This is a genomic window from Pseudoxanthomonas mexicana (assembly GCF_046736355.1).
Taxonomy (GTDB): Bacteria; Pseudomonadota; Gammaproteobacteria; order Xanthomonadales; family Xanthomonadaceae; genus Pseudoxanthomonas_A; species Pseudoxanthomonas_A mexicana_B.
This window is the reverse complement of record NZ_CP157201.1, coordinates 3,206,791-3,220,156: the sequence shown is the minus strand read 5'-3', so window position 1 is coordinate 3,220,156 and position 13,366 is coordinate 3,206,791. Positions and strand designations below refer to the sequence as shown.

At 69.9% G+C, this 13,366-nt stretch carries 10 protein-coding genes; 9 read left to right on the top strand and 1 reads right to left on the bottom strand.

Annotation, left to right across the window (positions count from 1 at the left end; all coding sequences use genetic code 11):
• The first annotated feature begins 14 nt into the window (after positions 1-14).
• From murG to lpxC, 7 genes are all read left to right on the top strand, one after another.
• Positions 15-1,073 (top strand): undecaprenyldiphospho-muramoylpentapeptide beta-N-acetylglucosaminyltransferase, encoded by a 1,059-nt coding sequence (gene murG / locus AAG688_RS14885; protein WP_411835029.1) that lies wholly within the window; start codon positions 15-17, stop codon positions 1,071-1,073.
• 133 nt (positions 1,074-1,206) lie between these two features.
• Positions 1,207-2,658 carry a UDP-N-acetylmuramate--L-alanine ligase gene (gene murC, locus AAG688_RS14880; RefSeq protein ID WP_411832969.1) on the top strand — a complete coding sequence of 484 codons (1,452 nt, stop codon included), beginning with the start codon at positions 1,207-1,209 and terminating at the stop codon, positions 2,656-2,658.
• Positions 2,655-3,626: a D-alanine--D-alanine ligase gene (locus AAG688_RS14875; RefSeq protein WP_411832968.1), complete on the top strand. Its 972-nt coding sequence runs from the start codon at positions 2,655-2,657 to the stop codon at positions 3,624-3,626. The genes murC and AAG688_RS14875 overlap by 4 nt, the downstream gene beginning before the upstream one ends.
• Positions 3,627-3,747: 121 nt before the next feature.
• The gene (locus tag AAG688_RS14870; protein ID WP_411832967.1) at positions 3,748-4,590 is read left to right on the top strand and encodes a cell division protein FtsQ/DivIB; all 843 of its coding nucleotides are present in this window, start codon (positions 3,748-3,750) and stop codon (positions 4,588-4,590) included.
• Positions 4,587-5,822 (top strand): cell division protein FtsA, encoded by a 1,236-nt coding sequence (gene ftsA / locus AAG688_RS14865; RefSeq protein ID WP_411832966.1) that lies wholly within the window; start codon positions 4,587-4,589, stop codon positions 5,820-5,822. Before AAG688_RS14870 ends, ftsA begins: the two co-directional genes overlap by 4 nt.
• 224 nt (positions 5,823-6,046) lie before the next feature.
• Positions 6,047-7,288, top strand: coding sequence for a cell division protein FtsZ (gene ftsZ, locus AAG688_RS14860; RefSeq protein WP_411832965.1), 1,242 nt, complete (start codon positions 6,047-6,049; stop codon positions 7,286-7,288).
• 307 nt (positions 7,289-7,595) lie between these two features.
• A complete protein-coding gene (gene lpxC, locus AAG688_RS14855; protein ID WP_411832964.1) occupies positions 7,596-8,510 on the top strand; it encodes a UDP-3-O-acyl-N-acetylglucosamine deacetylase in 915 nt (304 codons plus the stop codon).
• Between the two features lie 159 nt (positions 8,511-8,669).
• On the opposite strand, the gene AAG688_RS14850 is transcribed toward lpxC, so the two are convergent.
• The gene (locus AAG688_RS14850; protein ID WP_411832963.1) at positions 8,670-9,146 is read right to left on the bottom strand and encodes a DciA family protein; all 477 of its coding nucleotides are present in this window, start codon (positions 9,144-9,146) and stop codon (positions 8,670-8,672) included.
• A gap of 8 nt (positions 9,147-9,154) precedes the next feature.
• Here AAG688_RS14850 and AAG688_RS14845 point away from each other — a divergent pair, with 8 nt between their 5' ends.
• Positions 9,155-10,108 (top strand): peptidoglycan DD-metalloendopeptidase family protein, encoded by a 954-nt coding sequence (locus AAG688_RS14845; protein WP_411832962.1) that lies wholly within the window; start codon positions 9,155-9,157, stop codon positions 10,106-10,108.
• Positions 10,109-10,264: 156 nt separating this feature from the next.
• The gene (gene secA / locus AAG688_RS14840; RefSeq protein WP_411832961.1) at positions 10,265-13,018 is read left to right on the top strand and encodes a preprotein translocase subunit SecA; all 2,754 of its coding nucleotides are present in this window, start codon (positions 10,265-10,267) and stop codon (positions 13,016-13,018) included.
• Positions 13,019-13,366: the final 348 nt, after the last annotated feature.

Sequence of the window (13,366 nt, the reverse complement as noted above, 5' to 3'; positions counted from 1 at the left end):
ACGATGCGCCGGTCATGATCCTGGCCGGCGGCACCGGCGGGCACATCTTCCCGGCGCTGGCGGTGGCGCACGCGCTGCGCGCGCGCGGCGTGCCGGTGGTGTGGATGGGCGCCGAGGGCGCGATGGAGGCGCGGCTGGTGCCGCCGCACGACATCGAGCTGGACACGCTGGCGATCAGCGGCCTGCGCGGCAAGGGCGCGCTGGCGCTGCTGGGCGCGCCGGTGAAGATCCTGCGCGCTGTCCGCGCGGCCGGCCTGGTGCTGCGCCGCCGCCGGCCGCGCGCGGTGATCAGCTTCGGCGGTTTCGCGGCCGGCCCCGGCGGCGTCGCCGCGCGGCTGATGGGCTTGCCGCTGCTGGTGCACGAGCAGAACCGCGCGCCCGGCTTCACCAACCGCGTGCTGGCGCGGCTGGCGCGGCGCGTGCTGACCGGCTTCCCGGGCGCGTTCCCGCGACGCGAGGAACCGGTCGGCAACCCGGTGCGCGCGCAGATCGCCGCGCTGCCGCCGCCGCGCGAGCGGCTGGCCGGCCGCGAGGGACCGCTGCGGCTGCTGGTGCTCGGCGGCAGCCAGGGCGCGCGCGCGCTCAACGACGCGCTGCCCAGAGCGCTGGCGGCGCTGCGCCAGGCCGGCGTCGCCTTCGAGGTGATCCACCAGTGCGGCGAGAAGCTGCGCGACGAGGCGCAACGCGCCTATCGCGACGCGCAGATCGACGCGCGTGTGGAAGCCTTCATCGACGACATGCCGGCCGCCTACGCGGGCGCCGACCTGATCGTCTGCCGCGCCGGCGCCTCGACGCTGGCCGAGATCTGCGCGGTCGGCCTTGGCAGCGTGCTGGTGCCGTTCGCGCAGGCGGTCGACGACCACCAGACCCGCAACGCCGAGTACCTGGCCGAGCGCGACGCGGCGGTGCTGCTGAAGCAGGACGACAGCCTGGCCGCGCGGCTGCAGGAAACCCTGGCTGCGCTGGCCGCCGACCCGCAGCGCCGCCTGCGCATGGCCGAGGCCGCGCGCGCGCTGGCGCTGGCCGATGCGGCCGAGCGCATCGCGGACATCATTCTGGAAGAAGCACGATGAAGCTGGGAACAGGAAATGGGGAATGGGGAATGGAAGAAGCGATGCGCATTGCGTTAGGCGCGCGCGCGGGTAGGGGGGCGCTTGCGATTCCCCATTCCCGATTCCCCATTCCCGGCTCCGAAGGAGCGCGAGCATGATGGCCGCCGCCCGCGAGCGCCGCCTGCAGCACACCGGCAACCTGGCGCGCGAGTTCCGCCGGGTGCATTTCGTCGGCATCGGCGGCTCCGGCATGAGCGGCATCGCCGAGGTGCTGTGCACGCTGGGCTACGAGGTGTCCGGTTCTGACAACGCCGACAACGCGGCCACCCGCCGGCTGGCCTCGCTCGGCGCGCGCGTCATGCGCGGGCACAACGCGTCCAACGTGCTGGGCACCGACTGCGTGGTCGTCTCCAGCGCGATCCGGCACGACAACCCGGAACTGATGGAGGCGCGCAGCCAGCGCATCCCGATCGTGCCGCGCGCGGCGATGCTGGCCGAGCTGATGCGCTTCCGCCGCGGCATCGCGGTGGCCGGCACCCACGGCAAGACCACCACCACCAGCCTGACCGCGGCGGTGCTCAGCGAGGGCGGGCTGGATCCGACCTTCGTCATCGGCGGGCAACTGCTGGCCGCCGGCGCCAACGCCAAGCTCGGCGACGGCCAGTGGCTGGTCGCCGAGGCCGACGAGAGCGACGGCAGCTTCCTGCGCCTGAACCCGCTGATCTCCATCGTCACCAACATCGACGCCGATCACCTGGAGAACTACGGCAACGATTTCGAGCGGGTCAAGGCCGCCTTCGCCGAATTCCTGCAGCGCCTGCCGTTCTACGGGCTGGCGGTGCTGTGCATCGACGACGCCAACGTCGCCGCGCTGGCCGCCGACACCCCGCGCCACGTGATGACCTACGGCTTTGCCGACAACGCCGACGTGCGCGCCGAGGACGTGGTGCAGGAAGCCGGGCGCATGCGCTTCACCCTGCGCCTGCCCGAGGACGTCGGCGCGCCGGTGACGCTGGCGCTGCCCGGCCGCCACAACGTGCTCAACGCGCTGGCCGCCGCCGCGGTCGGCTGGCAGCTCGGCGTGTCGCCGGAGAACATCGCCCGCGCGCTGGAGAAGTTCGCCGGCATCGGCCGCCGCTTCAACGACCTGGGCCAGGTGCGCGTGCGCGACGATGCGTCCGTGCGCGTGGTCGACGACTATGGCCACCACCCGAAGGAACTGGCGGCGGTGTTCGCCGCCGCCCGCGGCGGCTGGCCGGACAAGCGGCTGGTGGTCGCCTTCCAGCCGCACCGCTACAGCCGCACGCGCGACCAGTTCGACGCGTTCGCGGCGGTGCTCTCGGAAGCCGATGCGCTGGTGCTCAGCGAGGTCTACCCGGCCGGCGAGGCGCCGATCGCCGGCGCCGACGCCAGGTCGCTGGCGCGCGCGATCCGCGCGCGCGGCCGCAACGAGCCGGTGGTGGTGAGCCAGGTCTCTGAACTGGCCTCGGTGCTGCCCGACGTCCTCCAGGATGGCGATCTGCTGCTGATGATGGGCGCCGGCGACATCGGCCACGTCGCCCAGCAGATCGCCGCGCACGGTTTCGAGGGAGGCGCGGGCGCATGAGCCGGTACGATCTGCCGCCGCTGCGCGTGAGCGACCCGGCCGGCTTCGGCCGCGTCGCCGTGCTGATGGGCGGCACCAGCGCCGAGCGCGAGGTCTCGCTGGATTCCGGCCGCAACGTGCTGGAGGCGTTGCGCGCGCGCGGCGTGGACGCGTTCGCCGTCGACGGCATCCCGGCGCTGATCGTGGCCATCGGCGACGGTCGCGTCGATCGCGTCTTCAACATCCTCCACGGCAACCGCGGCGGCGGCGAGGACGGCGTGCTGCAAGGCCTGCTGGAGGCGCTGGGCTTGCCGTACACCGGCCCCGGCGTGCTTGGCTCGGCGCTGACGATGGACAAGATCCGCACCAAGCAGGTGTGGATCGCCGCCGGCCTGCCGACGCCGCGCTTCGCGCGCATCGCGCCGGGCGCGGCCCCCGGGTCGAGCCCGGGGCAGGCGTTGCGCGAGGCGGCGCGGTCGCTGGGCCTGCCGGTGTTCGTCAAGCCATCCTGCGAGGGCTCCAGCGTCGGCGTGTTCCGCGTCCTGCAGGACGGCGATCTCGATGCGGCCATCGCCTTCGCATCCGGCTACGCCGGTGAACTGCTGATGGAGCAGATGGTCATCGGCGAGGAATACACCGTCGGCATCCTCGGCCGCGTCGCGCTGCCGTCGATCCGCATCGTGCCGGCGGGCGAGTGGTACGACTACCACGCCAAGTACGTCGCCGACGACACCCGGTACCTGTGCCCGGGACTGGAAGGAGAACAGGAGGAGGAAATCCGCGCGCTGGCGCTGGCCGCCTTCGATGCCGCCGGCTGCACCGGCTGGGGCCGCGTGGACGTGATGCGCGACCGCGAGCGCGGCCTGCAACTGATCGAGGTCAACACCGCCCCGGGCATGACCAGCCACTCGCTGGTCCCCAAGGCCGCCGCGCAGGTCGGCGTGGATTTCGGCGAGCTGTGCTGGCGGATCCTGGAGCAGACGCTGTGAAGCCGGGAATGGGGAATCGGGAATGGGGAATGGTCAACGGCGGCCGTGCGCGCGCTGTTGCCTTTGCCGTGCCCATTCTCCATTCCCGATTCCCCATTCTCGCCTCCGCAGGAGGCAACCCATGACCGCCATCCTCCGCATCCTCGCCTGGCTGCTGGCGCTGGCGCTGGTCGCGCTGCCGGTGGTGGCGGTGCTGAACGGCTGGATTGGCGCCGAGCGCTGGCCGCTGTCCAGGCTGCGCGTGCACGGGCAGTTCGAGCAGGTGGATCCGGCGCAGTTGCGCGCGGTGGTGCTGCCGCACGCGCAGCGCGGCTTCTTCGCCGTGCGCCTGCAGGACGTGCAGGACGCGATCGAGAAGATGGCCTGGGTCGAGCGCGCCGAGGTACGCAAGCGCTGGCCCGACGTGATGGAGATCGTCGTCGTCGAGCACCGGCCGTTCGCGCGCTGGGGCCAGGATCGCCTGCTGTCCGAACACGGCAAGCTGTTCCCGACACCGAAGGATCTCGACGTGCGCCGGCTGCCGCTGCTGGCGGGTCCGGACTCGCAGGTGCTGGAAGTGGTTGCGCTGTACAACGAATCGCGGCAGATGTTCGCGCCGGTCGGGCTGGAAGTGCGCAGCCTGGCGATGGATCGCCGCGGCAGCTGGTCGCTGGACCTGAGCAACGACGTGCAGGTGGTGGTCGGCCGCACCGACGCGCGCCCGCGGCTGGCCCGCTTCGTGCGCGTGCTGCCGCAGGTGCTGGCGCGCCAGCACGCGCCGCTGCTGCGCGCGGACCTGCGTTACACGAATGGCTTCGCCCTTGTCTGGGCGAAGCCGGGAATCGGGAGTCGGGAATCGGGAATGGGAGAAGCCACGGCCAGCGCCGGTGCCCTTCCCGCTTCGACGCACCCAACGGCCCGGGAACGTTCTTCCGCCTTTTCCATTCCCCATTCCCCATTCCCTATTCCCGGCTCCAACACATGAACCGCAAAGGCGACAAATCGCTGATCGTCGGCCTCGACATCGGCACTTCCAAGGTCACCGCCCTGGTCGGCGAGTATTCGCCGGGCAATCCGATCGAGGTGATCGGCATCGGCTCGCACGAGTCGCGCGGGCTCAAGCGCGGCGTGGTCGTCGACATCGAGTCGACCGTGCAGTCGATCCAGCGCGCGATCGAGGAGGCCGAGCTGATGGCCGGCTGCGAGATCCGTTCGGTCTACGCGTCGATCTCCGGCGCGCACGTGCAATGCAAGAACTCGCCCGGCATCGTGCCGATCCGCGACGGCGAGGTGACCTGGGCCGATCTCGACCGCGTGCTCGACGCGGCCAAGGCGGTGGCGATCCCCGCCGACCAGAAGATCCTGCACGCCATCCCGCGCGAGTACGTGCTCGACGATTCGCAGGAAGGCATCCGCAACCCGGTGGGCATGACCGGCGTGCGCCTGGAGGTGCACGCGCACCTGGTCGTGTGCGCGCAGTCGGCGGCGGCCAACATCAGCAAGTGCGTGCAGCGCTGCGGCCTGCAGATCGACGATCTTATTTTGTCCTCGCTGGCTTCCAGCGTCGCCGTGCTGACCAGCGACGAGCGCGAGCTGGGCGTGGTGCTGGTGGACATGGGCGCCGGCACCACCGACCTGGCGGTGTTCGTGCAGGGCGCGATCTGCCACACCGCCTCGCTGCCGATCGCCGGCGACCACGTCACCAGCGACATCGCGCACATGCTGCGCACGCCGACGCCGGAAGCCGAGCAGATCAAGGTGCGCTACGCCTGCGCGCTGGCGCAGCTGGCCACCGCCGAGGAAAGCATCCAGGTGCCCAGCGTCGGCGATCGCCCGCCGCGCCGGCTGCCGCGCCACTCGCTGGCGCAGGCGGTGCAGGGCCGCTACGAGGAGATCTTCGAGATGGTGCAGGCCGAACTGCGCCGCTCGGGCTTCGAGGAACTGGTGCGCGCCGGCATGGTGCTGACCGGCGGCGCCTCGAAGATGGAAGGCGTGGTCGAGCTGGCCGAGGAGATGCTGCAGATGCCGGTGCGCGTGGGCATCCCGCAGCACGTCACCGGCCTGGGCGAAGTGGTGGGCAACCCCGTGCACGCCACCGGCGTGGGCCTGCTGCTGATGGGCAGCCAGATCGAACACCCGCGCCGCCCCTCGCTGCCGACCGGACGCGCCGGCAGCTTCTTCAACAAGCTGAAGAACTGGTATCGGGGCGAGTTCTGAAGATCCGGGAATCGGGAATAGGGAATCGGGAATGGTTAACGGCAAGAGCGAAGGCAAAGGCAGAGAGCGGCAGGCAGGAAGAGGCGAGCGCTAGGTATCACGCAGTATCCACATAAAACACAACAACTCGGCCGGTTGAGGACGAGGGGAAGGATGAGGAAGACCTGCTCTTCCGATTCCCCATTCCCGACTCCCCATTCCCGGCACTCAAAGAGGACAAGGACATGGCACATTTCGAACTGGTTGAAAAAATGGCCCCGAACGCGGTGATCAAGGTCATCGGCGTGGGCGGCGGCGGCGGCAACGCGGTCGCGCACATGGTCAACGGCAGCGTCGACGGCGTGGAGTTCATCACCGCCAACACCGACGCGCAGGCGATCAAGAACTGCGGCGCCAAGCTGCAGCTGCAGCTCGGCGGCAACGTCACCAAGGGCCTGGGCGCCGGCGCCAACCCGGAGGTCGGCCGCCAGGCCGCGCTGGAGGATCGCGAGCGCATCATCGAGGCGCTGGACGGCGCCGACATGGTGTTCATCACCGCCGGCATGGGCGGCGGCACCGGCACCGGCGCCGCGCCGGTGGTCGCGCAGCTGGCCAAGGAGATGGGCATCCTGACCGTGGCGGTGGTGACCAAGCCGTTCCCGTTCGAGGGCCGCCGGCGCATGCAGGTCGCGCTGAAGGGCATCGAGGAACTGAGCCACCACTGCGACTCGCTGATCACCATCCCCAACGAGAAGCTGATCACCGTGCTGGGCCGCAACGCGACGATGATCCAGGCCTTCCGCGCCGCCAACGACGTGCTGCTCGGCGCCGTGCAGGGCATCGCCGATCTGATCGTGCGTCCCGGCCTCATCAACGTCGACTTCGCCGACGTGCGCACGGTGATGTCGGAAATGGGCCTGGCGATGATGGGCACCGGCAGCGCCCGCGGCGACGACCGCGCGCAGGCCGCCGCCGAGTCCGCCATCCAGAACCCGCTGCTGGACGACGTCAACCTGGCCGGCGCCAACGGCATCCTGGTCAACATCACCGCCGGCCCGGACTTCACGATGGCCGAGTTCGACGAAGTGGGCCGCACCATCGAGGGCTTCGCTTCCGAGGACGCCACCGTCGTGGTCGGCACCGTGCTGGATCCGGAGATGCAGGACGAGGTGCGCGTGACCGTGGTCGCCACCGGCCTGAACCGCAGCGTGGCGCGCCAGCCGGTGCGTACCGGCAACGACCTGGGCGGCAGCTTCCGCGAGCCGGTGCGCGCGCCGATCAAGCTGGTCCGCGACGCCACCACCGGCATGCCGATCCACGACGCCATCGGCAGCGCCGACCCGGTCGCCGATGCGGTCGGCTCGCTGGGGCTGCGCCGCAACGTCGGCGGCGCGGCGCCGTCGATGGGTGCCCCGGCGCCGGCGGCGGCCGAACTGCCCAACGACTACCTGGACATCCCGGCGTTCCTGCGCCGCCAGGCGGACTGAGGCGGAGATGCGACCCTCCCCCGCTTGCGGGGGAGGGCAGGGTGGGGGGCGAACGGAACCGGTCGGCTTCCCGGTAGCCCCAATCCCAACCCTCCCCCGTGAGCGGGGGAGGAAGCAGTACAACGCCATGTCCCTTGCTGCCGGGTCGCCTTCGGCCCGGCAGCCCTTTCCTCCCTCCAATGGGTCGGAAAGGCCCGCCACAGCATCGTTTCGGCGATGGGACAGTGCGGTTCTTCGGCCAAGATTCAGCGGCCTGCGTGGTATTCTCGCGGCCTTCACGAGCTTCCTGCTTCCGACTCCATCCCCGATGTCCCAGCAACGCACCCTCAAGAACGTGATCCGCGCCACCGGCGTGGGCCTGCACAGCGGCGAGAAGGTCTACATGACGCTGCGTCCGGCCCCGGTGGACACCGGCATCGTGTTCCGTCGCGTGGACCTGTCGCCGGTGGTGGAGATGCCGGCCAGCGCCGGGCTGGTCACCGAGACCACGCTGTGCACCGGCCTGAGCCGCGACGGCGCCAAGGTGCAGACGGTCGAGCACCTGATGTCCGCGCTGGCGGGCCTGGGCGTGGACAACCTCTATGTCGAACTGTCCTCGGCCGAGCTGCCGATCATGGACGGTTCGGCCGGGCCGTTCGTGTTCCTGCTGCAATCGGCGGGCATCGCCGAGCAGGACGCGCCCAAGCGCTTCATCCGCATCCTGCGCCCGGTCGAGGTCACCGACGGCGACAAGGTCGCGCGCTTCACCCCGTACGACGGCTTCCGCCTGGGCTTCACGGTCAAGTTCGATCACCCGATGATCCCGGCCTCGCAGTCGCGCGCGGAAGTGGAGTTCTCCACCGGCGCCTACATCAAGGAAGTCTCTCGCGCGCGCACCTTCGGCTTCATGCGCGACCTGGAATACATGCGCGAGCGCAACCTCGGCCTCGGCGGATCGATGGACAACGCCATCGTCCTGGACGAGTTCCGCGTGCTCAACGAGGACGGCCTGCGCTACGCCGACGAGTTCGTCCGCCACAAGATCCTCGACGCCATCGGCGACCTGTACCTGGCCGGCCGCCCCATCCTGGGCGCCTACGAGGGCTACAAGTCCGGTCATGCGCTCAACAACAAGCTGGTGCGCGCGCTGCTGGCCGAGACCTCGGCCTGGGAAGAGATCAGCTTCGGCAAGAGCGCGCCGTCGCCCATCGCCTACGGCCAGCCGTCCCTCGCGGCGGCCTGAACTTCACCCGCTCGTCGCGGCGGGGCCGGCAGACTGGCCCGCATGCCGGAAGTGTGACCGGAAGGTCTCACAATGGTTTCGTTTAACATAAAAATAACGAATGACTAACGAATAGAGCCGGTTCTGCCGGTACTATCCCCTGGCCGTCGCGCCGGGGCATCACCGTTTCCGCCCGCCGCGCCGGTCACCAGAAGCGCCTGCGGGATTCCTGGACACGGATTCCTCCAGCGTTGCCAAGGCCGCCGCCAGCGAACTGCGGGCGGTTTCGCTCAGCGGGCGCGTCGCGCCGGCGGCCGTGGCGGCAGGCGCGAACGGTGCGATCGCAGTCTTGATGGCCACTTCGGTGGCCGCCAGTCCGATGGAGCGGGCCACGTCGAGGATGTCCGGGGCAGCCAGCCGCAACCTGGCCCGCCAGATGGGCGAATCGACGATAAAAACGAGTCGTCCGCCTTCCGCCACATTCGCCAGACGGCAGTGGTCGGCCAGGGGAGGCGGCAGGCAGGGGCGAAGTTTCTGTTCCAGCGCGTCGAGCCACAGGGCGCGGCGCACCGGGTCGGTTGCGGCATCCGTCAGGGCCGCCTGCAAGGCAGGCAGCGGGGTTGCCGAACGGCGCGGGCTGGACTTCGGATCAGACATCGGAATCTATGAGCTTTCAGAACATCCTAAACAATCCGCGTGCCTGGCTGGCCTGGCAAGTGGCCTCCCACACCCGCAGGGCACGCGGAATCGTCGCCGCGCGCCCGCTCGCCAGCGCCGGCGTGCTGCTGGCGGCGGGGTTGCTGGCCGGCGTCGGCGCGCGCAGCGCCTACGGCACGGCCCAGGCCGCGATGTTGCAGGCCGGCGCCGAGCGCCACCAGGCCGAACTGGAACAGATGCGCCGCGGCGCCCAGCAGGAAGTCAACGCGATGGCCGCCCGCCTGGGCGAGTTGCAGGCGCAGGCCAACCGCCTCAACGCGCTGGGCGAGCGGCTGACCCGCGTCGGCCAGCTCGAGGACGGCGAGTTCGACTTCAACGAGCCGGTCGGCATCGGCGGCAGCGACGAGGCCACCTACGACATGAGCCCGGCCGAGCTGGAGGAGGGCGTGGACCGGCTGGGAAAGCAGTTCGCGGCGTCGGGCCAGCAGCTGTCGGTGCTGGAGGCGCTGCTGTTCAACCGTGAGCTGGACCGCAACGCCACCCCGGGCCGCATGCCGATCGCCAACAGCTACATCACCTCCGGCTTCGGCGGCCGCGCCGACCCGTTCGGCCGCGGCGCGCAGAACCACAAGGGCATCGACTTCAAGGCCAACGTCGGCGATCCGGTGCTGGCGGTGGCCGACGGCGTGGTCGCCTTCGCCGGCGTCAAGGGCGGCTACGGCAACGTCATCGACGTCGACCACGGCAACGGCTACATCACCCGCTACGCGCACAATTCGCGGCTGCTGGTGAAGGCCGGGGATCTGGTCCGCGTCGGTCAGGAAGTGGCCAAGGCCGGCTCCAGCGGGCGCTCGACCGGCGCGCACGTGCATTTCGAGGTGTGGCAGGACGGGCGCGTGCTCAACCCGCGCAAGTTCCTCGGCGAGGGCCCGACCCCGGTGGGGCGCGTCTCGCGCGGCTGACGCCGCGGCGCGGCGTCCGGCTTGCAAACGGCCGGACCCGCCCCAAGCTACAATGCGGTGTTGCCAGACAGGGCGCGGTGCGCCCTGTTTCGTTTCGGGCGTTGCGGCCGCGGCTTTCCGCGCCTGCCCGTGCTCCATTCCAACCCGGTCCCCTACATGATCAACAACCTGCTTACCCGTGTCTTCGGCAGCCGCAACGAACGCCTGCTGAAACAGCTCCAGCGTAGCGTCGGCAAAATCAATGCATTGGAACCGGAGCTGCAGAAGCTGTCGGACGAGCAGCTGAAGGCCAGGACCGAGGAGTTCAAGCAGCGGGTGGCCGGCGGCGAGCCGCTGGACAGGATCCTGCCGGAAGCCTTCGCGGTCTGCCGCGAGGCCTCGGTGCGCGTGCTGGGCCTGCGCCACTACGACGTGCAGCTGATCGGCGGCATGGTGCTGCACCTGGGCAAGATCGCCGAGATGCGCACCGGCGAGGGCAAGACCCTGGTCGCCACGCTGGCGGTGTATCTCAACGCGCTGGAAGGCAAGGGCGTGCACGTGGTCACCGTCAACGACTACCTGGCCCGCCGCGACGCCGCGCAGATGGGCAAGCTGTACAACTGGCTGGGCCTGTCGGTCGGCGTGGTCTACCCGGGCATGCCGCACGGCGACAAGCACGCCGCCTACGCCTGCGACATCACCTACGGCACCAACAACGAGTTCGGCTTCGACTACCTGCGCGACAACATGGCGATGTCGAAGGCCGACCGCTTCCAGCGCGGCCTGCACTACGCGATCGTCGACGAGGTCGACTCGATCCTGATCGACGAGGCGCGCACGCCGCTGATCATCTCCGGCCCGGCCGACGAGTCGCCGGAGCTGTACATCAAGGTCAACCGCATCGTGCCGTCGCTGACCCGCCAGGCCGACGAGACCGGCGAGGGCGATTTCTGGGTCGACGAGAAGGGCAAGCAGGTGCACCTGTCCGAGGCCGGCATGGAGCACGCCGAGGACCTGCTGCGCCAGGCCGGCATCCTCGGCGAGGACGACGTCCTCTACGGCGCCAACAACCTGTCGGTCGTGCACCACCTCAACGCCGCGCTGCGCGCGCACGCCATCTACCAGCGCGACGTGGACTACATCGTCCGCGACGGCGAGGTGGTGATCGTCGACGAGTTCACCGGCCGCACCCTGCCGGGCCGGCGCTGGTCCGACGGCCTGCACCAGGCGGTCGAGGCGAAGGAAGGCGTGCCGGTGCAGCGCGAGAACCAGACGCTGGCCAGCATCACCTTCCAGAACCTGTTCCGCATGTACGGCAAGCTGGCCGGCATGACCGGCACCGCCGACACCGAGGCCTACGAGTTCCAGAGCATCTACGGGCTGGAAGTCATCGTCATCCCGACCCACCGCCCGACCATCCGCAAGGACTCGCCGGACCAGGTGTTCCTCAACCGCGGCGGCAAGTTCAACGCGGTGCTGGCCGACATCAAGGACTGCCACTCGCGCGGCCAGCCGGTGCTGGTCGGCACCACCTCGATCGAGACCTCCGAGCTGCTGTCCGAGCACCTGCGCAAGGCCGGCGTGCATCACGAGGTGCTCAACGCCAAGCAGCACGAGCGCGAGGCGCAGATCGTCGCCCAGGCCGGCCGCCCAGGCGCGGTGACCATCGCCACCAACATGGCCGGCCGCGGCACCGACATCGTGCTGGGCGGTTCGCTGGACGCCGAGCTGGAGCAACTGCCCGAGGATGCCACCGACGCCGACCGCGCCCGTATCAAGGCCGAATGGCAGCAGCGCCACGATGCGGTCAAGGCCGCCGGCGGCCTGCACATCATCGGCACCGAGCGCCACGAATCGCGCCGCATCGACAACCAGCTGCGCGGCCGCTCCGGCCGCCAGGGCGACCCGGGTTCCTCGCGCTTCTACCTGTCGCTGGAAGACAACCTGATGCGCATCTTCGCCTCGGACTGGGTCCAGAAGGCGATGAAGCTGATCGGCATGAAGGAGGACGACGTCATCGAGGACCGGCTGGTCACCCGCCAGATCGAGAAGGCGCAGCGCAAGGTGGAGGCGCACAACTTCGACATCCGCAAGAACCTGCTCGACTTCGACGACGTCAACAACGACCAGCGCAAGGTCATCTACGCCCAGCGCGACGAACTGCTCGACGCCGAGAGCGTCAAGGAGAACATCGACGGCATCCGCGGCGACGTGGTCGCCGACATCGTCGCGCGCTACGTGCCGGCCGAGTCGGTGGACGAGCAGTGGGACCTGGCCGGCCTGGAGCGCGAACTGGCCGAGGAGGCCGCGCTGGACCTGGCGGTGACCCGCTGGCCGCAAGAGACCGAGGAACTGGACGCCGAGGCGATCGAGCAGCGCGTGCAGGAGGCGATGGCCGCGCATTTCGACACCAAGGAGCAGGCCATCGGCGCCGAGACGATGCGCGCGCTGGAAAAGCACATCATGCTCACCGTCGTCGACAAGAACTGGAAGGAGCACCTGGCGCGCATGGACTACCTGCGCCAGGGCATCCACCTGCGCGGCTACGCCCAGAAGCAGCCCAAGCAGGAGTACAAGAAGGAAGCCTTCGAACTGTTCTCCAGCATGCTGGAGAACGTCAAGCGCGAGGTGGTGACCCTGCTGGCGCGCGTGCGCATCCGCAGCGAGGAGGAAGTGGCCGCGCTGGAAGCGCAGGAACGCGCGCTGGCCGAGGCCAAGGCGCGCCAGCTGCAGTTCCAGCACGAGGACGCCGGCGGCTACGGCGCCGATGAAGAAGCCGACCAGGTCCGCGCCGCCGGTCTGCCGCAGGGCGGCTACGCCCAGTCGGGTCCGCAGACCGTCCACCGCGACGGCCCCAAGGTCGGCCGCAACGACCCGTGCCCGTGCGGCAGCGGCAAGAAGTACAAGCACTGCCACGGCCAACTGGGTTGAGCTGAAAACGCAAATGCTCACCTAACTCGTTCCCTTCCCCGCTTACGGGGGGTGAGGGCGGTTCGTCTGCGCGGCATGCTGCGCGAACCGACCGAACGCCCAGCGCGCTGCGCTGGGCCGGACAGGTGCCCGAAGGGCGGATGTGGGGGCAGGCCGCTTGCGGCTTGGCCGCAAGCGCGCAGGAAGGGCCGCTTGAATGGCCAGCTACCGCATCCTTCGTGTGGGAGCGACGTGAGTCGCGACTGCAGAATAAATATGAGCCCCGGCAGGCGAAGCGCCCAGCAGCCCCGTCGCGACTCACGTCGCTCCCACAGAAGAAAGCCTGCAGCGATGCCCCGCTCTCATTCC